At 29.0% G+C, this 23,788-nt stretch carries 23 protein-coding genes; 11 read left to right on the top strand and 12 right to left on the bottom strand.

Translation table 11 applies throughout. From position 1 onward, the window contains the following. Positions 1-370: 370 nt before the first annotated feature. From LEBU_RS08010 to LEBU_RS08000, 3 genes are read left to right on the top strand one after another with little or no spacing between them, the layout of a single operon-like run. A complete protein-coding gene (locus LEBU_RS08010) occupies positions 371-580 on the top strand; it encodes a hypothetical protein (protein WP_015769836.1) in 210 nt (69 codons plus the stop codon). Further along, positions 573-1,175, top strand: coding sequence for an EndoU domain-containing protein (locus LEBU_RS08005; protein WP_015769835.1), 603 nt, complete (start codon positions 573-575; stop codon positions 1,173-1,175). The genes LEBU_RS08010 and LEBU_RS08005 overlap by 8 nt, the downstream gene beginning before the upstream one ends. 45 nt (positions 1,176-1,220) lie before the next feature. Next, a complete protein-coding gene (locus LEBU_RS08000; RefSeq protein ID WP_015769834.1) occupies positions 1,221-1,637 on the top strand; it encodes a hypothetical protein in 417 nt (138 codons plus the stop codon). A 127-nt stretch (positions 1,638-1,764) separates the two neighbouring features. On the opposite strand, the gene LEBU_RS07995 is transcribed toward LEBU_RS08000, so the two are convergent. From LEBU_RS07995 to carA, 6 genes are all read right to left on the bottom strand, one after another. After that, a complete protein-coding gene (locus tag LEBU_RS07995) occupies positions 1,765-2,532 on the bottom strand; it encodes a glycosyltransferase family 2 protein (RefSeq protein ID WP_015769833.1) in 768 nt (255 codons plus the stop codon). A gap of 15 nt (positions 2,533-2,547) precedes the next feature. Continuing rightward, positions 2,548-3,528 carry a Gfo/Idh/MocA family protein gene (locus tag LEBU_RS07990; RefSeq protein ID WP_015769832.1) on the bottom strand — a complete coding sequence of 327 codons (981 nt, stop codon included), beginning with the start codon at positions 3,526-3,528 and terminating at the stop codon, positions 2,548-2,550. 24 nt (positions 3,529-3,552) lie between these two features. Continuing rightward, positions 3,553-4,092 carry an RNA 2'-phosphotransferase gene (locus LEBU_RS07985; protein WP_015769831.1) on the bottom strand — a complete coding sequence of 180 codons (540 nt, stop codon included), beginning with the start codon at positions 4,090-4,092 and terminating at the stop codon, positions 3,553-3,555. A gap of 59 nt (positions 4,093-4,151) precedes the next feature. Then, positions 4,152-5,141 carry a YiiG family protein gene (locus LEBU_RS07980; RefSeq protein ID WP_015769830.1) on the bottom strand — a complete coding sequence of 330 codons (990 nt, stop codon included), beginning with the start codon at positions 5,139-5,141 and terminating at the stop codon, positions 4,152-4,154. 127 nt (positions 5,142-5,268) lie between these two features. After that, on the bottom strand, positions 5,269-8,454 hold the full coding sequence (gene carB / locus LEBU_RS07975; protein WP_015769829.1) for a carbamoyl-phosphate synthase large subunit: 3,186 nt from the start codon (positions 8,452-8,454) through the stop codon (positions 5,269-5,271). 42 nt (positions 8,455-8,496) lie between these two features. Beyond that, positions 8,497-9,588, bottom strand: a complete 1,092-nt coding sequence (carA, locus tag LEBU_RS07970) for a glutamine-hydrolyzing carbamoyl-phosphate synthase small subunit (protein WP_015769828.1) — start codon at positions 9,586-9,588, stop codon at positions 8,497-8,499. Between the two features lie 954 nt (positions 9,589-10,542). Between carA and LEBU_RS07965 the strand changes: the two genes are divergently transcribed. From LEBU_RS07965 to LEBU_RS07930, 8 genes are all read left to right on the top strand, one after another. Continuing rightward, positions 10,543-11,598: a TFIIB-type zinc ribbon-containing protein gene (locus LEBU_RS07965; protein WP_015769827.1), complete on the top strand. Its 1,056-nt coding sequence runs from the start codon at positions 10,543-10,545 to the stop codon at positions 11,596-11,598. A gap of 43 nt (positions 11,599-11,641) precedes the next feature. Continuing rightward, entirely contained in the window at positions 11,642-13,480 is a 1,839-nt protein-coding gene (locus LEBU_RS07960) for a DUF2207 domain-containing protein (RefSeq protein ID WP_015769826.1), read from the top strand. 89 nt (positions 13,481-13,569) lie between these two features. Continuing rightward, positions 13,570-14,010 (top strand): lysozyme inhibitor LprI family protein, encoded by a 441-nt coding sequence (locus LEBU_RS07955; RefSeq protein WP_015769825.1) that lies wholly within the window; start codon positions 13,570-13,572, stop codon positions 14,008-14,010. Between the two features lie 21 nt (positions 14,011-14,031). Beyond that, positions 14,032-14,532, top strand: coding sequence for a hypothetical protein (locus LEBU_RS07950; protein WP_015769824.1), 501 nt, complete (start codon positions 14,032-14,034; stop codon positions 14,530-14,532). A gap of 135 nt (positions 14,533-14,667) precedes the next feature. Beyond that, positions 14,668-15,420, top strand: coding sequence for a hypothetical protein (locus LEBU_RS07945; protein WP_015769823.1), 753 nt, complete (start codon positions 14,668-14,670; stop codon positions 15,418-15,420). 34 nt (positions 15,421-15,454) lie between these two features. Continuing rightward, positions 15,455-16,219: an SH3 domain-containing protein gene (locus LEBU_RS07940; RefSeq protein ID WP_015769822.1), complete on the top strand. Its 765-nt coding sequence runs from the start codon at positions 15,455-15,457 to the stop codon at positions 16,217-16,219. Between the two features lie 195 nt (positions 16,220-16,414). Next, a complete protein-coding gene (locus tag LEBU_RS07935; protein WP_015769821.1) occupies positions 16,415-16,954 on the top strand; it encodes a hypothetical protein in 540 nt (179 codons plus the stop codon). Between the two features lie 76 nt (positions 16,955-17,030). Further along, positions 17,031-17,996 carry a DUF4300 family protein gene (locus LEBU_RS07930; RefSeq protein ID WP_015769820.1) on the top strand — a complete coding sequence of 322 codons (966 nt, stop codon included), beginning with the start codon at positions 17,031-17,033 and terminating at the stop codon, positions 17,994-17,996. A gap of 125 nt (positions 17,997-18,121) precedes the next feature. Here LEBU_RS07930 and LEBU_RS07925 read toward each other — a convergent pair whose 3' ends face one another. The 6 genes from LEBU_RS07925 to LEBU_RS07900 all read right to left on the bottom strand — a co-directional run bounded on the left by LEBU_RS07925 (position 18,122) and on the right by LEBU_RS07900 (position 23,659). Continuing rightward, on the bottom strand, positions 18,122-19,474 hold the full coding sequence (locus tag LEBU_RS07925; RefSeq protein WP_015769819.1) for a HAMP domain-containing sensor histidine kinase: 1,353 nt from the start codon (positions 19,472-19,474) through the stop codon (positions 18,122-18,124). A gap of 37 nt (positions 19,475-19,511) precedes the next feature. Next, complete coding sequence (locus tag LEBU_RS07920) at positions 19,512-20,186, bottom strand: response regulator transcription factor (RefSeq protein ID WP_015769818.1); 675 nt, start codon at positions 20,184-20,186, stop codon at positions 19,512-19,514. Positions 20,187-20,381: 195 nt separating this feature from the next. Next, a complete protein-coding gene (locus LEBU_RS07915) occupies positions 20,382-20,699 on the bottom strand; it encodes a PepSY domain-containing protein (protein WP_015769817.1) in 318 nt (105 codons plus the stop codon). A gap of 78 nt (positions 20,700-20,777) precedes the next feature. Then, positions 20,778-21,353, bottom strand: coding sequence for a PepSY domain-containing protein (locus tag LEBU_RS07910; protein ID WP_015769816.1), 576 nt, complete (start codon positions 21,351-21,353; stop codon positions 20,778-20,780). Between the two features lie 43 nt (positions 21,354-21,396). Beyond that, positions 21,397-21,762 carry a PepSY domain-containing protein gene (locus LEBU_RS07905; protein ID WP_015769815.1) on the bottom strand — a complete coding sequence of 122 codons (366 nt, stop codon included), beginning with the start codon at positions 21,760-21,762 and terminating at the stop codon, positions 21,397-21,399. Between the two features lie 181 nt (positions 21,763-21,943). Continuing rightward, positions 21,944-23,659, bottom strand: coding sequence for a DEAD/DEAH box helicase (locus tag LEBU_RS07900; RefSeq protein ID WP_015769814.1), 1,716 nt, complete (start codon positions 23,657-23,659; stop codon positions 21,944-21,946). Positions 23,660-23,788 lie beyond the last annotated feature (129 nt).

The following is a 23,788-nucleotide window of genomic DNA, read 5'->3' as shown; positions in this document are numbered from 1 at the left end:
TCGTTTGAATGTTCATTACGGCTAAGATAAGAGTATTGAAAGTAGCACTGACAATGTGCAAAATAGGCATTGCATTTAAGTTCTTCAGATACTATAATAAGTTTACTCAAGTTCTATTTAATTATACACAAAGAAAAAGAGAAAAGCAAGGACCTAAATTTACTTTACATCACAAAATATTAAAAATTCATTAAAATAATCTAATATCAAAAAATATTATCAAAAAATAAGTTAGTTAATTTTTTTAATAGCTGTTTTTTCTATATTTGCGAGTATTAAAAATTTAATCTAATCTTCATGCACTTGTCGTGAAGTTTACAATATTGATTTTAAAATATAAATTTGTTATAATTAAAATACGGAAAAATGTATGAAAAAGAGTGGTCAAATGTTATTAGTAAAGTTAATGGATATTAGAAATAATTTTAAGACACGATGCCAAACTATAGTAAAAAATGAAAATTTGTACATGGTAAGTAAAAAAGAATACAATAATTTGACTATGTTTAATAAAAGCATTAAACAACTTGAAAATAGTGAAGTTATTATAATAAGTATGGAGGAATCTATCAATGAATAAAAATAAAATATCTAAAATTTTGTTAGTATTAATTATTATTGTACTTGGATTTGGGAAAATATATTTAAGTAAAAATCGTGGTTTGAATACACAAAGTAATGTTATTGCACAAAATAATAAAAGTGATAATTCAAAATCAGCTAATCAAAAAAAGCAAAATTTAAAACAGCCTAAAGATTCAGGTTCAAAAAGTGGAAATCGAAAATATAATATAGATTATGACCATATAATTGGTGGAGATGAGAATTCTCACGGGAAAGTTACTGGCGGACATTCACTTTTGCGTGGGGATGTCAGAATTGTGAAAAAAGTTGGAAATCCAGCTAAAAATGGTGTTTATCGGGCAAGCATTGAAGTGAAGAAAAAAGATGGAACTTGGCAGGCAAAAACTTCTAATGGCGGAGTGAATACTATGTTTCCTGAAAATTGGGATGAAGCTAGAATTATTGATGAAATAAATTCTGCCTGGGAAAATAGAAAAGATGTAAAAGGAAAAGACAGTAATATGTGGCAAGGTATCAGTAAAAGCGGAGTTTTGATTCGTGGTTATAAAAGTCCTAGAATAACGGCTTATCCTATTTATGAAAATCGATAAAAATATCTGGAATAAAATATTAAAGAAGGGAAATATAAAACATAAATGATTATAAAATTTAGTTATTATAATGATGAAGATTTTGGATTGACTGCATTTTCAGAAATAGAATTTTCTCAAAAAGAAATATTTGAAAATAAAAAAAACAAGAACGAATATATAAAATACTTGGTAACTGGGATTATGGAGGACTTTCCTTATGAAGAAATAATTGATGATTTTTTATTAAAGCTGGAAAAAATTGAAACTGCAGAATTAAAGGAAATTATTTGGGACGGACAGGCTTTTCAGCATAAGATTAACAAGGAAACAGTTGAATTTGAACATACAATTTTTGGGATTTGTGAGGAATATCCGATATGGAGCTGTAAATTTGAAGAATATAAGAGAGTATTGGAAGGATGGGAGCATTTTTTGAAAATGGAATATAGCTTGGAAAGTGAAGTTGAAGTGAAATTATAATAAATTATTTGATTTTTGAAGTTTGATATTAAAAATTAAAAATTAAGAACAGCCATAAAATATAATTATTGTTATTATATTTACGACTGTTTTTTTTTTATTAAATTTTAAAAACTAAGAATTATTTTTATCCATTTTTCAATACTGCCCTTATTGCATAATGTAAAAAATAATAAAGTGATTTCAAGAGCGATAATTTTTCAATTTTTCGGTAAATTTCCCAACGCACTTTTGCTGTCTTAACTTTATTGCTCGAACGTGAATTATCCAGCACTCGATAATATGCCAAGTTTTCCTTAAGTCCATAAATTGTGTTAACATCTTTTACAATTTCTAGCCAAAGAACATAATCTTCATTTTTCTCCAATTCCTTAAAATATCTTTTTCCAATTTTCTTAGCATCGTATATAACTGTAAGACAGCCTAAATAGTTATTTTTTAACATATCATTGTAAGAAATTTCTTCCTTTATAATAACATCATTGATTTTTTCTTCATTTTCTTTGACTCTTGTGTATTCTGTACAGCTAATGCTGGCATTTTTTTCTTTCATAAATTTTATCTGCTTTTCCAATTTTTCATTATGCCAATAATCATCAGCGTCTAAAAATGCAATGTATTTTCCGCTTGCCAAGTCAATTAAAAAGTTTCTTCCTTTTACAACGCCTACATTTTTTTCAGTATTTACAATTTTTATTCTTTCATCTTTTTTTGCATACAAACTCACAATGGCGAGGCTGTTATCTGTGGAAACATCGTTCATAATCAGCATTTCCCAATTTTGATAAGTTTGAGCGAGAACTGATTCAATTGTTTTTCCAATAAATTTTTCTGCATTGTACATTGGAACAATTATTGAAACTTTTTCCTTTTCTATCTCTTTTTCTTTTTCCATTTTTTCTCCTTATTTTTAGTCTTGTGTAAATTTAATTCCTGCATCAATTCTGGCTTTTGTCTGAACCTCGCTTACCAACAGACTTTTTTCCAGCTGTCTATAACAAAATTCCAAGTCATTTTCTTTTACTGCACGAATAAATTGTGTAAATTCAGGTACAACCCTATCCTTTGAAAATCCATCATCAAAACTTTCTGTCGTTCCATCGTAGAGTTTTAACGTAACTTTTCCGACAAGTCCCGGAGCTTCTTCACTTACAATTTTTCCTTCACTTCCCTGAATTACTCCTATTCTCTCACCTTCACTATCCTTTGCACATACACACATAGCACTGAAATTTTTATATTCCATCATAAGAACTCCGCTTGTGTCAATATTTTTTTCAATATTTGCATAATACTTTACATTTTCAGGCTTTCCAAAAAGTCCCAATACATAATGCAAATTATAAAGTCCTAGGTCCATTAATGCCCCACCAGCTTTTTCAGGGTCAAACACAGGTAAAATTTCTCCTCTTTTAAAAGCATCGTATCTGCTGGAATATTGGCTATATTGGCTTTGAACAAGTTTTATGTCTCCAATTTTTGAAATCCACTCTTTTATCTTTTTATAATTTTCAAAATAAAGTGTAGTGATCGCCTCAAATAAGAATAATTTTTTTTCTTTAGCCAATTTTTCCAGTTCCTTAGCTTCACGATAGTTTGTTGTAATTGGTTTTTCTACAATAACGTTGATTCCTTTTTCCAATGCCTTTTTGCAAAATTCAAAATGCAAAAAATTCGGAACAGCAATATAAACTGTATCAATTCCAAAATTACATAATTCGTCGAAATTATCTGTAAAATTCGGAATATTATATTTTTTACAAATCTCCTCAACTTTTTCAATTCCCGATTTTGTCCCTTGTATTCCCAAAATTTCCAAATCTTCCAATTTCACAAGGCTAGGCAAAAACTCCTGAACAATCATTCCTGAACCAATAATTCCCAATTTCATAAAAATCCCTTCTTCCTTTTTTATCTAAAATTCCAAATATTTCACTTCAACATCATCTGTTAGCCACACACCATTTTTTGAAATAAAAAATTTTTTCCCATCTTTATACATCTTTTCAGCCAAAACCTTTATAATAAAAGGCTTTCCATGTCTTTTTCCAACATTATAGGCTGTTTCATAAGTTTCAGACAAATGTACATGTTGCCTGTTAATTTTTTTTATTCCTTCACTTTTAATTTTGGGGAGAAATCTTTCTGCTGTTCCATGATAAAGAAATTTTGGCGGTATTACTGATTTTAGTTCCAAATCTACATCTAAACTATGTCCTTGGCAAGCTCTTATTTTTGTAAAATCTTCATTAAATTCATACCTTTTTTTATCATTTGTTTCTACAATTTCATTTAGCATTTCAAAATTTATCTTTTTTCCATTTTCATTAATTCCTTTAATCAATTCATTTACATCAGCCCATCCATTTTTATCCAATTTTATATCAATTGTCTGTGGTGAATGTCTTAAAATAAAGCTTAGAAACCTTCCTAATTTATTCAAGTTCTTTTTCATTTATTTTCCCTTTTTATTTTTTTTATAATTTATTTCTTGAGTAAGCAGACAAGAAAAAGTTAATTCATTAAATTATTATAGTCATTTACTAATTTATTATAATTTTTAATTACATCGTTTGGAGTCCCTGCTGAATTTTCAGAATAAATCTTTTTCTCAATCTGATTTATGTTCAATAATTTATTTTTTTCTAGCTCCCTAATAAATATTGTAACTGATTTTTCAAATTGTGCAAGCTGTTTGTTAAATATTTCCAATTTTTCTCTTGAATAATTCTCTTTTTTCAACTGTTTTTCATTTTCAATTACTTTTTGGAAACTATTTGAGCTGATTGAAATATTTTGCTGAATTTTCTTTAATTTTCCTAAATCACCTTTTATAAAAGTTGTCATTCTTAATTTTGGATTGTCTATCTTATCTATAAAGGATTCGCAGTTATTCATTAGGATTGTTAAATTATATTTTATAATGCTGCCTTCATTTTTGTAGGTTTCTAAAACTTTTTGCATTTTTTCATCTGATACTTTTGCCATTTCCATTTTAAATAAATCTGAACTTATCTTGTATTTTTTGTAAATTCTTAAAAAACTTGTATGCAATCCTTGACTTTTAGCAAAATTATCCGTTAAATTTTCCTTTTTTCCATAATAATTTCCCATTGTGTCAGTTGCTGTTTTTAATTCTTTTAATATGGGCAACAGCTTTTTAGCAGAATTATCCAGCTTTTCCATTTTAAATTTTGAATTAATATTTTTTTCCAGCTTTTCAAAAATTTGGCTTTCAATCTTAATAACTGGAATATTTCCCAAAGTTTTCATCTGCTCAATATTTATTGAATTATTTTCACCAGCTGCTTCAATATATGATGAAATTTCATCATCAATTATTGACAATTTATTGTAAATCTCTATATAGCTATTGTATTTTTCCATTTCCTCATTTTTAACTTTTTTTATACTAAGTCTTTGTCCAATTTCCTTAAATGACTTGTCGCAGGAAAATAACAAAATTGATAAAGTTGCTATTAATATTATTTTTTTATAATTCATTTTCACTCCAGCATTTTTTATTAAAAATTTTACCAATTCCTCTAATTTTACTATTTAAAATAAAACTAACGAAATTGGTAATTTTTAAAATTTATTTTTTATCTTACTTTATAAAATCAATATTTAATTATATCGAACTTACATTAAACGAAATAGATTCCAGAACTTTCAGTAAAGCGTCCGTCGTGTCAAGTGAAGTAAGACAGGCGATTTCCTGCTCACTTGCAGCACGTCTGATTTTAAATCCGTCGTTTCTTGCAGTTTTTTTCTTAGCCGCCGTATTTATTACCATATCAACAAGCCCTTTATAAATCAGTCCTAGCACATCGTGTTCATATTTTCCTTCTTCTTCGATTTTGCCAACAGTTTCCACTCTAAGCCCTTTTTCCTCAAAGTATCTGGCAGTCCCTTTTGTAGCCATTATGTGATAGCCTAAATCAGAAAATCTTTTAGCCAGTCCATATGCTTCCTCTTTTGCAGCTCCACTAATTGTAAATAGCACACTTCCCTGATCTTTCACTTTTATTCCAGCTGAAATTAGTCCTTTGTAAAGTGATTTTTCAAGATTTTCATCGCTTCCCATTACTTCTCCAGTTGATTTCATTTCAGGCCCTAGTGTTGTGTCCACATCTTTTAATTTTTGGAAACTGAATACAGGAACTTTTGTGTATACATTTTTACTTTCTTTAATCAATCCAGTTTCATATCCTTTATTCTTCAATGTTTCCCCAAGAATTCCTTTCATAGCAAGATTTGCCATTGGAACGCCTGTAATTTTACTTAAAAATGGAACTGTTCTTGAACTTCTAGGATTTACTTCAAGTACGTAAACTTGTCCCTCGCTAATTACATACTGGATATTCAAAAGACCTACAATATTTAGACCTCTTGCCAATCTGATTGTATAATCAATTAATGTTTGCTTTTGTTCATCTGTAACATTTTGTGGCGGATATACGGCGATGGAATCTCCAGAATGGACTCCTGCCCTTTCGATATGTTCCATAATTCCTGGAATTACAACTGTTTCCCCATCACAAATCGCATCTACTTCAATTTCCTTTCCAACTAAATATCTATCAGTCAGCACAGGATGGTCTGGTGAAACTTTTACAGCATTTTCCATATATTGTCGTAATTCTTCTTCACGATATACAATTTCCATTGCTCTTCCACCTAATACGTAAGATGGACGTACCAGAACTGGATAGCCGATTTCAGCCGCATTTTTTACAGCCGTTTCTGTATCAAATGCAGTCTTTCCAAGTGGTTGCGGGATATTTAGCCTATGCAGCAATGCCTCAAATTTATCACGATTTTCCGCATTGTCAATTTCCTCAAGTGCTGTTCCCAATATTTTTACACCATGTCTTGACAATTTTTCAGCCAAGTTAATTGCAGTCTGTCCACCAAACTGAACTACGACTCCTTCTGGCTGTTCAAGCTCAACTATTGCCATAACATCTTCTTCTGTAAGTGGCTCAAAATAAAGTTTATCCGAAATTGAAAAGTCTGTTGAAACAGTTTCTGGATTGTTGTTTACAATAATTGCTTCGTATCCAGACTCTTTTATCGCCTTCACAGCATGAACCGTTGCATAGTCAAATTCTACACCTTGTCCGATTCTAATAGGTCCCGAACCAAGCACAACGATTTTTTTCTTATTTCCTATAATACTTTCGTTTTCCTGTTCATAAGTTGAGTAAAAATAAGGTGTTTCTGACTTAAATTCAGCTGCACAGGTATCAACCATTTTAAATACAGGCTTGATACTATATTTTTCACGAAGTTTATAAACTTCATCTTCTGTCGTATTCCAACGATGTGCAATAACTTTATCTGAAAATCCATATCTTTTAGCAAACAGTAGCAAATCTGGATTATTTACATTTGCTTTCAGTTCTACTTCAATATCAATAATATTTTTCATTTTGTCAAGGAAAAACATGTCAATTTTTGTCATATCGTGTATTTCCTGCGGAGTAACTCCACGTCTTAACGCTTCTCCAATAAAGAATAATCTTTCATCTCCAACTTTTTGGATTCTTCTCAAAATATATTCCAAGCTAAATTCATCGCCATTTGGAAGCCCTAAATGATGAACACCATATTCAAGCGAACGAATAGCTTTTAGCAAACTTTCCTCATAAGTTCTACCAATAGCCATTACTTCGCCAGTTGCCTTCATTTGTGTACCTAAATGTCTATCTGCCTTTTCAAATTTATCAAATGGAAATCTTGGTATCTTACTTACAACATAGTCAAGTGACGGTTCAAAACATGCGTAAGAATTTTTTGTAACAGGATTTATAATTTCATCAAGTGTTAAGCCAATCGCAATTTTTGCAGCAATTTTTGCAATTGGATAGCCTGTTGCTTTTGAGGCAAGTGCCGATGAACGTGATACTCTCGGATTTACCTCAATAATATAGTAATTGAACGAGTACGGATCCAATGCCAGCTGAACATTACATCCACCTTCAATTTTCAATGCTCTTATAATTTTTAACGAAACATCTCTTAACATATGATATTCTCTGTCTGTCAATGTTTGCGACGGAGCAACTACAATCGAATCTCCAGTATGGATTCCAACAGGATCAATATTTTCCATATTACAAACAACAATCGCTGTATCATTACTGTCCCGCATTACTTCATACTCAATTTCCTTATATCCCGAAATTGATTTTTCTAATAGACATTGTGTTACTGGCGAATATCTAAGTCCATTTGTAACAATATCTTCAAGTTCTTCATCATTGTGGCAAATTCCACCACCAGTTCCTCCCATTGTAAATGCAGGTCTTACTATTACTGGATAGCCGATTTTTTCTACAAATTTACGTGCTTCTTCTAAATTATGGATAATATCTGATTCAGGTACAGGCTCTTTCAGCTCATTCATCAAATCTCTAAATAATTCTCTATCTTCAGCTTGTTTTATAGATTCAAGTTTAGTACCCAGAAGTTCAACTCCACATTCTTCCAGCACACCAGATTCGTGTAATTCCACAGCTAGATTCAGTCCAACTTGTCCTCCAAGAGTAGGAAGCAGCGCATCAGGTCTTTCCTTTCTTATAATTTTTGAAACAAATTCAACTGTTAACGGCTCGATATAAACTTTATCTGCAATTTCCTTGTCTGTCATAATTGTAGCAGGGTTGGAATTTACAAGGATAACCTTATATCCTTCTTCGCGTAATGAAAGACAGGCTTGTGTTCCCGCATAGTCAAATTCAGCGGCTTGCCCTATAATTATTGGACCTGACCCAATTACTAAAATTGTTTTTATATCTTTTCGTTTAGGCATTTTTCACATCTCCTTCAGTTATTTTAATTCTTAAAAATCTGTTTAATATTGTTCTTTCCGATTCTTTTTCATATTTTCAATAAATATATCAAATAAATAATTTGGATCGTGTGGTCCCGGAGAAGCTTCAGGGTGATACTGTACTGAAAATACAGGATATTTTTTGTGTCTTACACCTTCACAAGTTCTGTCATTTACTGCGATATGTGTCAATTCCAAGTCTGTTTCCTTTAATGAATCAATGTCCACTGCAAATCCATGATTTTGTGCCGTAATATCAACTTTTCCTGTTTCAAGGTTTATTACTGGCTGATTTGCTCCACGATGCCCGAATAACAATTTATAGGTTTTTGCTCCACAGGCAAGCGAAATTAACTGATGTCCCATACAAATTCCGAAAATTGGCACTTTATCTATTAATTCCTTAATTGTAGCAATTGTTTCAGGTACATCTGTTGGGTCTCCAGGCCCATTACTTAACATTATTCCATCAGGCTTTTGTCTTAAAATCTCTTTAGCAGATGCATTATGAGGCATTACTACAATATCACAGTTTCTTGAATTAAGTTCTCTCATAATTCCTGATTTCATTCCTAAATCAAGCAGTACAACTCTCATTCCTCTTCCAGAAGAAAGAAATGCTTTTTTTGTAGATACTTGTTCAATTTGATTAGTTGGTAACGAATTATTTCTCAAATTTTCTGCAACTTCTTCAGGATTTTTGTCTATGTCTACGATAATTCCCTTGATTGTTCCATGTTCCCGTATTTTTTTAGTCAGGCTACGTGTATCAATGCCGGAAATACCAGGAATATTTAAATCCTTCAGAATTTCTTCCAACGTAAATTCATTCCTAAAATTAGAAGGTTTTCTGCATATTTCACGAGTTATGATCCCTTTGATAGTTGGATTTATAGTTTCATAGTCATCCCTGTTTATTCCGTAATTTCCAATCAATGGATAAGTAAATGTAATAATTTGACCATTATACGATGGGTCTGAAATAGTTTCTTGATACCCAGTCATAGCAGTATTAAAAACAACTTCCCCAGCCATTTCCACATCTGCACCAAATCCATACCCTTTATACACGCTCCCATCTTCCAGAACAAGCTGTTTATCCAATGCGTACATAAATATTACCTCCCTAAAATTTTACAATGATTTATTATTGATTTTTACTAAATTTGTTTAATTTGATTATTAAATAAGTTTGATTTGTGATATTTGCTAACATCTCTAATCTCATAATTATACTATATTTTTCAAGTTTTATCAATAATGATGAAAAATTATTTTCTGATTTTTGTGTTTGAAAATTTTTATATTGTAAAACTATGATAAAATCATTTATTTATAAAGTTATAATTATTAAAAGTCTAGCACTATTAATTTTATTAGTTTCAATATTACAGAAATTCGAGCATATTTCAAATCTAAATTTATTATTATTTCCATAAAATATTAATTTAAAAAGTTGAAACTCTCATTTTTCTTTAATATTTATATGATAATATTAAATTGTAAAAGGGAAAAGGACATAAAAGGACATAATCGGAAAACCAAGTTATAGAGCATATTCATGTACTAAGCAAAACATTTAAAATCATATAATCTGTTATTTAGAAATATTCTTAAAAGAGTTTGTTTTTCAGAATTTGATGTAATTGTTGACATTTTAATGGCTATACATATAAGTGATTTATTATGAAAAAATTATTATTTTGTTTCTATTATTTAATGTCCCAAATTTTTAAAACTTATGAAAAGTATGTATAAAAATTAGAATGTCGACAAATCATAATACGAAGCAGGGAGTGGTTAATTACCTGCTTTTTATTTTTAGAAAGAGAACATTTTATTCAAAGTATTGGTTTGATATCAAGAAGATTTATATATATAATCAAATTTTAAAACAAAATCAATATTATTTTGGATTTTCAAAAATATAGGGTATAATTCATAATGGATAACTAGCGAAAATAAACTCAAATTCTTGGTTCATTTAAAAATATTTAAGTGAATATTTTCTTTTAAATAAAATTCCAAGAAAAATAGATTACTTTTCATAAGGAAGGGAGAACAATAATGAAAAATGATAATTTCAGTTGTGAAAATTGTGGAGGAATGATGAGATTTGACTCTAAAACACAATCTCTTAAATGTGAGAATTGTGGAACAGAGAAGACTTTGCCACGAACTCTCACTTGGGAAAGACATAGACTGGATGAATATGATCATTTATTAAAAAAAGAAAGTGACAATAGCCTTACAGTTGTTGAATGTCAATCTTGCGGTGCCACAATCGAAATGGATCCGCATATAAGTTCAGGAAAATGTCCTTACTGCAATTCAAATATCGTAATTAGCGAAAAGGCAGTATCACTTCTTGAGCCTGACGGATTAAGACCTTTTGGAGTAGATCAAAGAGATGTTGGAAGGATTTTTTCAAACTGGGTAAAAAAGAGATGGTTTGCCCCAAATGCTTTGAAAACTCTTTATCAAGCAGGGAAAATAATGGGAATTTATTTGCCATACTGGTCTTTCGATAACAATGCTGACTGTGATTATACAGCTTTAGGAGGAATTGACCGTACAGAAACATATTATGAGGATGGAAAAGAAAAAACGAGAATTGTAACAGACTGGTACAGCGTCAGAGGAAATGTCCAGAATGATTTTAAAAACATAATTATGAGAGCTTCTAAAAGTCTTAAGGACAATCTTTTAAAAAGTCTTGGCGGATTTGACTTGGAAAATACAATTAATTTTGATACAGGCTATCTATCAGGTTATGCATCTGAAGTATTTCAAATTCCTATGAGGGAAGGCTATGTTGAAGCAAAGGAAGTAATGGAAAATGAATTGGAAGGAATGGTCAGAAGCGATGTCCTTAGAAGATACGACAGAGTTAAGAGCATATCAATGAATATATATTGGAGCGATGAATTTTACAGACTTTTAATGCTGCCTGTCTACTCGACATCCTATTCTTTCAACGGAAAATCCTATCAAGTTCTGATTAACGGAGAAAACGGAACAGTAGTTGGAGAATATCCAAAATCAATAATCAAGATTACATTTGCAATAATTGCTGCTATTATAGTAATTTGCATCTTATATTTCTTGTTTTTTAAAGACTAAAAAATTCTTTAAAGGATATTTTTATGAAAGAGAGTGCATCTTAATGAAAAGAATTACAAAAACTATTTTTATAATGACATTTTTAATTTTTTCTATAATTATAAACGGCTCTGCCATAAAAAATTATGATGTAGTAATGAACATAAATAAAGATTCCACACTGACAGTAACTGAAACAATTGAATATAAATTTGATAGTTCAGATCGTGGAGAAATTTTTTGGGGTGTATTTTTAAGAGAAAAAAATATGAAAAATTTAAAAAAGAGTCTTATTAAAATAAATTCCATAATGAGAAACAAAAAGAACGAGAAATACGAATATGAAACATTTGATAAAAAACTTAGATTAAAAATTGGTTCAGAAGATAGAAAAATAACTCAGCTTACAAATATATATGAAATTAAATATACGATGTATAGTGATATATCTAAATATAACGATATTCAACAAATATACTTTAATATAATAGGGCAATTCTGGAATGTTCCAATAGAAAAGGCTAATATTACAATAAGATTTGGAGATGGTCAGCCAATAACAAGTGAAGAAATTTCAAAATTTGAAATTTACACTGGAAAAACTGGAGCAGTAGGAACAAATTATAAAATTTTGCAGGAAAATAAGGAAATAAAATTTACAACACAAAAACCATTAGCACCTAAAGAAGGAATTACTTTTCTTTTAAATTTAAAAACAGATAAAATATCTCCAAATTTCTCTGATAATTTAAAAATATTTTTCACAACTTCAAAGTATTTAATTTTTAATTTAATACTATTTTTAATATCAATAACTTTTATGATAATTACAAAACTTATAATTTTAAAACAGCCTCCTAAAGAAAAAATTATATTACGATCAGAAGTTCCAAATGATATGTCAGCCATGTTTGTCTCTTATTTTGAAGATAAACATTATCAAAATAGGCTACTTAATGCAGGAATTCTTTCCCTTATAACTAACGACAGCATTACTAAAGATGGAAGGAAAATGCAGGAGCAAATAAAAGAACAAAATAATTCAAAACTTTATCCTGAAGAAATAAATCTTTTTGATTCCTTAAATAAAATATCTTCAAATAAAAAAACAAAGAAATTTGTAATATCATCTAAATCCCTAAATTTGATTATTAAAGATTTTTCCCAAAAATATAATTCACTTTGCGAAGATAAAGATTTTTATTATTTATTTCCTTTATTTATAAGCATTACTATCTGTATGATGAATACGTTTGATGGAAATGTGATAAATTTATTTTCTGTATTAAGAGATTTATTAACTTCTATGATTTTGGCTACTATTATAGAATTTTTCGTATATCTGTATCATAAAAGCAAGAGATTTTTTAGAAAAAAATTCTTCAAAAATATGTTAACTATTGTAAAATGGTTATTAATTATATCCATAATGCTAACATATTTTAATAGAAACATTCTGAGTTCCATAACATTAATTCTGCTATTAATTGCCAACGGAATATATTATCGCAATTTAAAAATATATTCTGAAGAAGGCTTGAGAAAAAAAGAATATATTGAAGGCTTGAAAAAATATATAAAAACTGCCACAAAAGATCAGATAAAAAAATTTGATAACAGTGAGAAACTTGTAAATTATTTTAAAGAAGTCTTACCGTATGCGATAGCTTTGAATTTAAAACATAACTTTATAAAACTATTTGAAGAAACAATTAAAATTAATTCAGATTTACCAGGAATTAGCAATGTATCAAAAACAATCAATGATTTATTCGTATATTCAAAACAACTTAATAGATCTATAAGAATAATTTCTTATAAGAAAAGACCGCATTCTTTGTCTAATTCTTCATCAGATACATTCAGTAGTTTAGAAAGTGATTACGATAGTGATGATAAGTAATTTTTCAGCATATTCTACAAATAATTAAAATTAGGTTTCAAATTTTATAGTCATAAATTTTATTAAAATCACAAAAGGAGGTAATTTAAATGAAAATTTCAAAAAACAAATTTTTAGGAATGTTAATATTTTTATTGATTTCTAGCATTAGTATTTCAGGGCAGTATAAGGATCAGCTGGTAAATCGTATGAGCGATTTTCGGAATAAAGTATACGAGAATGTAGATGAAGGTCATGATGTTCAGCAAAAAGATGCTTTGCGAGCAATGCAGGAAGAATGGGACAAGGAATTGAATATTGTTTACCAGAAAATAATGAAAATTGCAAATACCAAGACTAAAAATAATCTTAGAAATGCCCAACGTGCCTGGCTAAAATCTAGAGATAAAAAAGTACATGACAGTTATTATTTTGAAAATCCTGAAGGCGGAAGCATGGGAGTTCTATTTTCATTAAATACTAATGTAAAATTATTAGAACAACGAACTCTTGAGTTGGCAGAAATGTATGACCGTTTAACAGGCAAGTAAAATTAAACAAGGAGATGAGTTATGATGAAAAAAAGTCTATTTTTAAAAATTTTTGTATTAACTTTATTAACAATGTGTTCAGTTATTAGCTTTGGAAAAACAAAAGTTCTTTCCATTTATACAAATCCATTAACAAAAAGCTATACTTCACTAGGAAAAGGGAAACTGTTGCTTTCAGGGAGAAATGAATTTGATAAGGAAATAAAATTTGTTGCAAAAGTTAACGGAGTTACTGTAAAACATGAATATGTAGAATATTCAGATTTTATCAGTTCCATGAATCCTATAAAAACAAGGACAGGTTTTACGATTAGACCTGAAAAAAATAAAGTTTACAGCTTTATGGGAATAATTCCAGAAGGAATGCCTCAAGCAAGATTAATAATTAGTTATAAAGGAAAACAGAAAACAGTAGAGCTAGACTGGGCATTGGAAACAAAACAGAAAACAATGGAACCAAATTGGGCATTGGAAACAGGAGATGAAGGTGAAGAGTTAGATCATTATGATGTTTATTTTTAAAAAGTTATTAGACTCATTTAGTAAGTATACAGATTTAGAATTATACTAAAGTAAGTATTATTTAGCAAGGGGTCTTGACCCCTTGTTGTTTTATAACTGTAATTTTAAAAATATTTGAAATAAAAGGAGATGGCGATGAAAAAAAATATTTTTACAATTCTAGCTTTAATTATTGTATTTACAATCTACTCTGTTTCAAGCGCTTCCGAAGTAAAAATAATTTCAAGCGGAAATGAGAATAATGTTTTTGAAACAACAGGAACACTAAGGGTTGAGTGGAAAGAGGGAGATGACTGCGATTATCTTGGTTTGATAAAGATGTATTTTATTCCTGATAATCCTACAGCCTTTGGAGGTAAAATAGCCTATGTATGGGCAAAAGACATGTCAAATGAGTCGGATGAAAAAGCGGGAGACGAAGTTCTAAAACTGGCTAAAAGAATTTTTAAAAATCCTGAAATAGGAAATGGAGAAAATGGACATGAAGAAATAGCAGTAAAAATAAGATTAAAATCCTTAAAGCCTGTAGTTGAATGTAATAATGTGATGTTGTACAGTGAGTTTGTAAATGCTGAAGAAATAAAAGTGCCAAAAGTAACATTATCAGAAGAAAAATATGATACAAAATTGGCTGGTCATTTTACCGTCGGATATACTGTAAAATCTCCAAACGGTTCTGCAAATATTATGGAAAAGCCAGATGCAAATTCTAAAGTTGTAAAAAGAATTGGAAAAAATGACACTGTAGGGGAAATACAGGATTTTGGAGAATGGGTTTTTGTATATTACCGTAATACGTATCCTGATTTCACATATGGATATGTACGTAAAAGTGAATTGAAGAAAAATATAAGACATCCTTTTGAAAATATTGATTTATTTAATTAAAACATTAAATATATAAACTTAAGAGGTGATTTTTATGAAAAAAATATTATTGCTGATAATGCTTTTGATTACATGTGTTTCATTTGGAAAAAATGATAACGGAGATAATATTACTACGGAAGCTAAAGGAATGCTGCGTTTTGTATGGATGGATCATGGAAAATATAATAAATATTCAAAATTTCCTATAACAGGAATCGAGAATAGTGGAACAGCAGGTTTTGCAATATATCTGGAATTTACTCCTGAAGATAAAGGAAAATTTATGAATCATATTCTGACTGTATGGCCTGGAGATATATATGGAAAAGTTAATGGAATGGAAATGCATAACAGAATACTTAGTATAGGAAAGGAAATATCTCCTGATATTGAGAATAAAATGAAAAAAAATGACTGGGGATATGTTTCTCAGCCTGTAAAATTAACTTTGAAACCTGTAAAATTATATGGAAGCTGCTGTTCAGTAGATTATTATTATGCAGAAATAGTAAAATATGAGAAAATTCCATCAACAATAGTCAAAATACCCCAAAATATGAACAGGGAGGACAGTGATGATAGAATATCATTTATTGGTGAGGATAATACATATATAATACACTCAAAAGAAGGTTATACGAATATAAGAAAAGGGCCTTCTAAACAATATGATGTAATAGGAAAAGTTCCAAATAATTATTATGCAGTAATAACACAGGATTTTGGAGAATGGAAATATATTGTATATTTTGAAGGAGGATCAGATAAAGTTGGATATGGTTTTGTACATAAAAGTCAATTGAAAATATCTAAATAAATTAGAAGGGTAGTACTGAACTGCCTTAAAAAGTTAAAATTAAGGCAGTTTTTTAGAAGTTGTTTGACTTGAATAAATTTAAGTATATATAATAAAAATCTATAGAATTTTTTAAGGAAAAAGACAAGAAAAGAGTGTATAATATATAACATAAGTGGAATACTTAATTAAATTAAAAATAAAGGGGAGATAAATATGAAAAGAACAGGAAATTTAGTACTGACCGCATTACTTGCCTTGCTTGGGTTTGTAATTCTGGTTGAAAGCAATGATAATAAATTGGATATAAAAATTGCTGATAAAGAAAATTTAGATGTAAAAAATATAAAAAATGTAACAGCAGTAGCTGAAACTAAAGGCTCAGAAAAAAAAGTTAAAACTGTAATTATTGAGTTTGATAAAACAATAAAAGATCCAGCATTGTCCAAAAATGAAGTTACTGTAACTCAAAAAAAAATCTCTAAAAAATCAGATGAATCTGCATTTGTTACAGCGGAAACAAAAAAAGTTAAAAGAAAAATTTCTAAAATTTATACAAGTGATAAAATAGATGAAAACGGAAAAGCTGAAAAAGTTAAAGATGGAAAATATCTCTATCTAGAGTTAGCTGATTCAACTGATAATTCAAACAAAGAAGTGCATGATTCAGATTTAGAAAGCTTAAAAATATCAGTTTCACAAGATAAAGAAAATTATTTTACGAATAGTAAAAGTTTTAATAAAACTATGAAATAATTTTAAAGCGGAAAACTTGAAAAATTATTTAAAAGATATAAAAAATAAAAATTACAAAGTAGGAAATAGAATAAAAATGAAGCATAGAAAACAATTTTTGTATATAATTTTGGTAATATTTATAGCTAACTGTTCAAATAATAACAAGGTAAATTTTAACAAAAAAGATAATTCAAAAGTTCAAAATACAGTTATAAATAAAAAGCCAGAAAAAAATTTAAAAATAGAATATTTAAAGAATGTAACTTATTCAAATTTAGCAGATAAAAAAGTACAAGATGAAGTACAGGATACCTTGAAAAATGCGGGAATTAGCTCTGAAAATATAAGTTCTTTTTTTCAAAGCGTAAATTATTACAATAATGCAACAGAAAATAAAGATTTGATAAAGTCAGGTTTTATAAATTCTCAAAATATAAATCCTATTTATGATGAAATAGAAATACAAAAAATCTGGAATAAAAAAAATAAAGATTTTTTAGGATTTAACTGCCGAATAACAGCCTTTACTTTAATGAAAGATTTTATAACTGTGGAAAATCCGATTACAAAATCTGGAGAAATGTTATTTATGGATATGGAATCATTGCAAAATGTTCCATTCAAGCTATTTTCACAAACTGAAAAAAATAAATTTATAACTTTATTTTCAGAAATTCCCACAAAATCAACTAAAGATATAAAATTTCACGTTGAAAATGTAAAAAAATACTGGAAAGAAAAAGGTGTTAAATTTAATAATAAAAATAAAATTTCACTTATTTCAGTATTTTTTCACTTTAATGATGAACCTGAAGAAAACATACTATTTATTGGTCATGTCGGAGTATTAATTCCTGAAAAGGATGGAAAATTAATGTTTATTGAAAAATTAGCATTTCAACAGCCTTATCAGGTTCTAAAATTTAATAACCGCACAGAATTGAATGATTATCTTATGAATAAATACGATACAGCTTGGGGACAATCTACTGCGAAGCCATTTATTATGGAAAACGATGAACTTCTTAAAGAATATCGTGAAAATCCAAATAATAAATAATTTTTTACTTTTAAAACTCTAAACAAAATAACAGGAAAAAACTTTATTATAGTAATTTCCTGTTATTTTTACAAACTTAAAAATTATGACTATTCTAATTATAAATTTATTTTTCCAATTTAATTTCAATAATATTTTTTAAATTTAGCAATAAATTTTGTTCCTTTATTTAACTCACTTTCAACGTTAATAACCGCATTATGCTGTTCTATAATTTTAGAAACTAAAAAGAGCCCCAGTCCAAAACCTTTATTTATTTTTTTATTTCTAGAATCATTAATTTGATAAAATCTTCCCCAAATGAGATTTTTAAATTCTTCAGACATTCCAATACCATTATCTTCCACTTCCAGAATACAGTTCTCATTTTCTGAATAAAGTTTTATCTTTATCTCATTTTTTGTAAATTTCATTGCATTATTCAGTAAATTGTCAAGCAATCTTTCAATCATTATTTTATCTCCAGTTATAAAAATGTTTTCTTCTATTTCTTTTGATATTTTAATATTTTTTTTGTCAATTAAATTTTTATAATCCAGCAATATTTTTTCTATTATTTCCGAAAAATTTATTTTTTTTGTTGGAATTATAAACTGTTTTTCTATTTTGGAAAGTTCCATAATTTGATTTATAAGTTCTGACATTTTTTTTGCCTGACGCTGAATTACAGAAAAAGAGTCCTTTGCCTCTTCTAAAGTATCTGCATATTCCAAAGAATACTGGCTTTCTGTAAGAATAACGCTAACAGGTGTCCGAAGTTCATGTGAAACGTCTGAACTAAACTGTTTTTCACGTATGTAAGAATTTTCAAGTGAATTTAGCATTTCATTAAAGGCGGTTGCCATCTTGTGAATTTCATCTTTTCCTTCGTCAATTTCAATTCTTTTGGAAAAATCACCATTTTTTTGAATTTCTGAAGCTGTACCTGATATTTTGGCTACGGGATTTAAAGCTTTTTTTATAATTTTATATCCGCCATAAACTATTATTAACAGTAATAATGGACTTGAAATTAAAATTATTAAAAGCATTCTATTTACTTCGTTTGTCAACTTATTTACTGGTATAATTCCCCTAACCCATTCACCTTCAGGAATATTTATTTTTTTGTCAAAATAATAAAATTTTCCTCCATCTTTTTCATAAGTTTTAACTGTGTTTTCTGAAAAATTTAACGTCAAATCAAAGCCCCTTGGTGACATTCCAGCCATTTCTATTCCAGCATTATTATACTTCACAAAATAAATCCCGTCATCAAAGTCATCAAACTCATCAGGATTGGAAACCATCTCGGAAGCCATTTCAACTACTGATTCCATAAGTTCCCTTTGATTCAAGTCCCCAGTCATCTTGTCTGCAATAGTAAAAGATCCAGTTAGCATAATCGCTATTAAAATTACGATAAAGGCAGTGTACCAGAGAGTTATTTTTACAGTTATCGGAAAATTTTCCCAAATTTTGTTTATTTTATTTTTCAATGTTTTTAGCTATTCCTTTCATTTAACATTTTAAAATTTAATTTTCATCTTTTATAACATAGCCAAGTCCTCTTTTTGTGTAAATTATCTGCTTTCCACCTTCTACATCTATTTTTTTTCTAATATTTTTTATCAAAACGTCAATTATGTTGGAATCTCCTTCGTAATCAAAGTCCCAGACATGCTCCTTAATCTGATCTCTACTTAAAATTCGATTTTTACTTTGCATAAGGTATTCCAGAACTTCGTATTCTTTTCCAGTTAATTCTATCTGTTTTCCCCCTCTTGTTACTGATTTTTCTGAAGTATTTAAAACTAAATTTCCTATCATAAGTTTATTTGAACTATTACCATACTTTCTTCTCACAACTGCCCTAATTCTTGCCATAAGCTCATTAAAGTCAAATGGTTTCACAATATAGTCATCAGCTCCCAAATCAAGTCCTTTTACCTTATCATCTGCACTATCCCTTGCCGTAAGCATAAGAACTGAAGTATGATTTCCCTTATCCCTAAGTTTTTTTATAACTTCAAATCCATTTACTTTCGGCATCATAATATCCAAAATTACTAAATCATATTCGCCATATTCCAGATAGTCAAGCGCTTCTTCTCCATCAAGCACGCTATCCACACTATATCCATTTTTTTTAAGATATTTTGTAATAATATTATTCAAATCTATTTCATCTTCTGCCAACAAAATTTTCATATTTAATATTTCTCTCCTATATTATTTTTTAGTAAAAAACTAAAATTTTAATTTTCTAATTTTTTTATTCTTTTAATCTCAAAATTATAGCGATTTTACTATAATATATCACAAATTTTTTTAAATAAAAAGAGAGTAAACTGAAAATAGTAAATTTCCAATCAACCCTCTAAAGAATGTTTTTAGTTAAATTTATTAATCTCTGTCTACTTTCCATTTTACAATAGCACCAGTTACAGCATCAATGTCGAATTCATATTCCCATCCATTATAATAAATTTCACCTTCATAAACCATTCTTCCATTTTCTCTGTCCAAATGGATTTCCTTCACGTGGGAACTGTTTGCTCCTGGCACTTTTTTCAATGCAATATTCTTTGCTCTGTTTACACCAATATAGCTGTTTGAACTAATGTGTTTGTTATGTTTGTGTTTGCTTTTTGCGTTTGCAGTCACTGATACTCCTAATACCATGATTCCTAATAATACGATACTTAAAATTTTCTTTTTCATAATTTTTCTCCTTCTTTTTTATTTAATTTTGTTTTTTTGATTTAAACATTTTTTCAAGATTTTTTATTTATATATATTTTAATAATTTCTATTATAGTGTTTTACTTCAGTTCCAATAACTTCACCTGTTGAAGCATCTATATCAAATTCGTATTTTGAATTATTGTAAAAAATTTCGATTTCGTAAATTGCTCTTCCATGATCGTGATCTAATTCTATTTTTCCAAAATGGCTTTGACTAGCTCCTCGCACCTGTGCAAGTGCAATTGATTTTGCCTTTTCTATTGTTATATTTTGTGAATTGTTTGCATTACTATTAGCGTAAGGAGAATTATTTGAAACTCCTTCTACTTTCCACTTTACAATGTCACCAGTTACAGCATCAATATCAAATTCATATTCCTGTCCATTATAGTAAATTTCACCTTCATAAACCATTCTTCCATTTTCTCTGTCCAAGTGGATTTTCTTCATATGAGAGCTGTTTGCTCCTGGCACTTTTTTCAATGCAATGTTCATTGCTCTATTTACTCCAATGTAGCTGTTTGAAGCAATGTTTCTGTTGTATTTGTTTTTGCTTTTTGCGTTTGTAGCTACTGATACTCCTAATACCATAATTGATAATAATGCGATACTTAAAATTTTCTTTTTCATAATTTTTCTCCTTCTTTTTTCGTTTAATTTTATTTTTTTTGATTTAATAATTTTTATTATAATGCTTTACTTCAGTTCCAACAATTTCACCCGTTGAAGCATCAATGTCAAATTCATATTTTGAATTATTGTAAAAAATTTCAATTTCGTAAACAGTTCTTCCATGATCATGATCTAAATCTATTTCTCCAAAATGACTTTCATTCGCTCCTGGCACTTGTGCAAGTGCAATTGATTTTGCTTTTTCCATTGTTATATTTTGTGAATTATTTGCGTTATTATTAATATAAACTGTATCATTTGAGACTTTGTTTCTATTTCTATATTTTCTGCTTGCTCCATAAGCAATACCAAGTGCCCCTAATAATGCAATTCCGAAAATTGCAAATTTCACTGTTTTATTTTTCATTTTTCTCTCTCCTCTGGTATTCATTTATTTTCTGACTTCCCCTCTTATCTTGAATACATTATATAACAGTTTTATGAATATAAAATGAATGAGAAAATTTTTTCTAAAAAAATTTAAGTTTATTCATAATTAAAAAAGAGCTACTCTTTTAATAGCCCTTTTTTGTTAATTATTTATATAATTATTTTTTCACTCTTCTTGTTTTTTTATCTTTCTTTTTATCTTTTTTTACTTTTGAAGATTTATCAGATTTTTTTTCAGAAGATTTTTTTCTTCGTTTTCTGTCTCTATCTCTTTTTCCAGATTTTTTATCACCTTTTTCACCGCCACCATTTCTGCTTCCAGTAGCTTCTTCAACAAGCGGTTTTGCATCTTTTTTAGAATTTAATGCCCGCATTATATATTCGGCTTCTTGTAACGGTACTGTGATAAAAGAGTATTTGTCCATAATTTTTACATCTTTTACTTTTCTTCCAGGTGTTCTTGCCTTTTTATTTAACAAATCAAGAAGTCTTCCTACGTTATAGCCGTCTTTGCTTCCAAGTGCAATGAATAATCTTGTCTTATCGTTAATTTTTACTTTTACATCTGCAATTTCATTGTAATTATCTGGTAAAAATTCATCTTCATAAACGTGTCTTAAAACAGAAGCAAGCACTTGTCTAGCGTCTCTTCCTTCAATCAATCTTTGAGCAAGCTCCTCATAAGCATTAAAATCGCTTTCTTTGATAATTTCGTCTACATAAGCAACTAATGCTTCTTTTTTAGCTTCCAGAATTTCTTCCACGTTTGGAATGTCTTCTCTTTTAATGTCAGTTTTTGTAACTCGTTTAATTTGGGCAAGTTTGCTTGCTTCTCTTGGAGTTACAAAAGTTATTGCAATTCCCTTATGACCAGCACGTCCTGTTCTACCGATTCTGTGAACGTAAGATTCAGCTTCCTGCGGGATAGAGTAGTTAATAACATGGGTTAAGTTGCTTACATCAATTCCACGAGCGGCAACGTCCGTAGCAACTAATATTGTCAATATTTGTTTCTTGAACAAATCAAGTGCTTTTTGTCTTAGAGCTTGAGTAATATCTCCGTGAATACATTCTGCATCATAGTTTCTTGCTTTCAATTTATTTGTAACATCGTCAACTTCTGATTTTGTACGGCAGAAAACAATTCCATAAAAGTTTTGTTCATAATCTAAAACTCTGCATAGTGCTTCAAATTTATCTTCTTGTTTTACTTCATAATAGATTTGTTCTGTTAAGTTTGTTGTAAGTTCCTTTTTTTCAACTTTTAACAGTTTGTGTTCAGGCATAAATCTTTTTGCAATCGCTAAAATTGCTTTAGGAATTGTGGCTGAAAAGAATAACATTTTTTTCTCGTCATTAGTTTTTTCTAAAATTTCTTCAATATCTTCCAAAAACCCCATATTAAGCATTTCATCTGCTTCATCCAGCACGAAATAGTCTAAGCCATTTACTTTCAGAACTTTTTTATTTATTAAATCCATAACACGTCCTGGAGTTCCTACAACAATATCTACTCCAGCTTTTAATCTTTTTATTTGGTTTTCAATAGAAGCTCCTCCATAAACAGCAAGAACTTTTATATCTTTTTCTCCTTTTAATGAATAAATTTCATCAGAAACTTGATTTGCAAGCTCCCTTGTCGGTGCCAAAATTAAAGCTCTGACTGTTTTATCAGCGTCAATAGTTTCCAGTATTGGAATACCAAAAGCTGCAGTTTTCCCTGTTCCTGTCTGAGCCTGTCCAATCAAGTGAGTTCTTTCTTTCAATAATTCAGGAACAACCAGCTTCTGTATTTCACTTGGTTCTTCAAATCCTTTTTTACTTAGGGCATTAAGCATTTCCGTACTTAAGCCAAAATCTTCAAATCTTTGCATTATTTTTTAATTTACCTTCCTTTACTTTTCATAGTTTAAGTTTATACTTATATTTTTTAAAAATTTCTCATACATACCATTATACCACACTTTTTAAAATTTTGTATGAAATTTATTTAAAATTTATCA

It is taken from the genome of Leptotrichia buccalis C-1013-b (genome assembly GCF_000023905.1).
Lineage (GTDB): Bacteria > Fusobacteriota > Fusobacteriia > Fusobacteriales > Leptotrichiaceae > Leptotrichia > Leptotrichia buccalis.
This window is presented reverse-complemented; position numbering and strand designations above follow the sequence as displayed.

Excerpts from the sequence above, each read along its gene's own strand:
- LEBU_RS07985 (WP_015769831.1), bottom strand. The coding sequence starts at position 4,092 with ATGAAAAAGAACTTGAATAAATTAGGAAGGTTTCTAAGCTTTATTTTA.
- LEBU_RS07950 (WP_015769824.1), top strand. The coding sequence starts at position 14,032 with ATGATGAAAAAAAGTCTATTTTTAAAAATTTTTGTATTAACTTTATTA.
- LEBU_RS07995 (WP_015769833.1), bottom strand. The coding sequence starts at position 2,532 with ATGGAAAAAGAAAAAGAGATAGAAAAGGAAAAAGTTTCAATAATTGTT.
- LEBU_RS07940 (WP_015769822.1), top strand. The coding sequence starts at position 15,455 with ATGAAAAAAATATTATTGCTGATAATGCTTTTGATTACATGTGTTTCA.
- LEBU_RS07990 (WP_015769832.1), bottom strand. The coding sequence starts at position 3,528 with ATGAAATTGGGAATTATTGGTTCAGGAATGATTGTTCAGGAGTTTTTG.
- carA (WP_015769828.1), bottom strand. The coding sequence starts at position 9,588 with ATGTACGCATTGGATAAACAGCTTGTTCTGGAAGATGGGAGCGTGTAT.
- LEBU_RS08010 (WP_015769836.1), top strand. The coding sequence starts at position 371 with ATGAAAAAGAGTGGTCAAATGTTATTAGTAAAGTTAATGGATATTAGA.
- LEBU_RS07920 (WP_015769818.1), bottom strand. The coding sequence starts at position 20,186 with ATGAAAATTTTGTTGGCAGAAGATGAAATAGATTTGAATAATATTATT.
- LEBU_RS07930 (WP_015769820.1), top strand. The coding sequence starts at position 17,031 with ATGAAGCATAGAAAACAATTTTTGTATATAATTTTGGTAATATTTATA.
- LEBU_RS07945 (WP_015769823.1), top strand. The coding sequence starts at position 14,668 with ATGAAAAAAAATATTTTTACAATTCTAGCTTTAATTATTGTATTTACA.
- LEBU_RS07915 (WP_015769817.1), bottom strand. The coding sequence starts at position 20,699 with ATGAAAAAGAAAATTTTAAGTATCGTATTATTAGGAATCATGGTATTA.
- LEBU_RS07960 (WP_015769826.1), top strand. The coding sequence starts at position 11,642 with ATGAAAAGAATTACAAAAACTATTTTTATAATGACATTTTTAATTTTT.
- LEBU_RS07965 (WP_015769827.1), top strand. The coding sequence starts at position 10,543 with ATGAAAAATGATAATTTCAGTTGTGAAAATTGTGGAGGAATGATGAGA.
- carB (WP_015769829.1), bottom strand. The coding sequence starts at position 8,454 with ATGCCTAAACGAAAAGATATAAAAACAATTTTAGTAATTGGGTCAGGT.
- LEBU_RS07935 (WP_015769821.1), top strand. The coding sequence starts at position 16,415 with ATGAAAAGAACAGGAAATTTAGTACTGACCGCATTACTTGCCTTGCTT.
- LEBU_RS07900 (WP_015769814.1), bottom strand. The coding sequence starts at position 23,659 with ATGCAAAGATTTGAAGATTTTGGCTTAAGTACGGAAATGCTTAATGCC.
- LEBU_RS07910 (WP_015769816.1), bottom strand. The coding sequence starts at position 21,353 with ATGAAAAAGAAAATTTTAAGTATCGCATTATTATCAATTATGGTATTA.
- LEBU_RS07905 (WP_015769815.1), bottom strand. The coding sequence starts at position 21,762 with ATGAAAAATAAAACAGTGAAATTTGCAATTTTCGGAATTGCATTATTA.
- LEBU_RS08000 (WP_015769834.1), top strand. The coding sequence starts at position 1,221 with ATGATTATAAAATTTAGTTATTATAATGATGAAGATTTTGGATTGACT.
- LEBU_RS07955 (WP_015769825.1), top strand. The coding sequence starts at position 13,570 with ATGAAAATTTCAAAAAACAAATTTTTAGGAATGTTAATATTTTTATTG.
- LEBU_RS07980 (WP_015769830.1), bottom strand. The coding sequence starts at position 5,141 with ATGAATTATAAAAAAATAATATTAATAGCAACTTTATCAATTTTGTTA.
- LEBU_RS08005 (WP_015769835.1), top strand. The coding sequence starts at position 573 with ATGAATAAAAATAAAATATCTAAAATTTTGTTAGTATTAATTATTATT.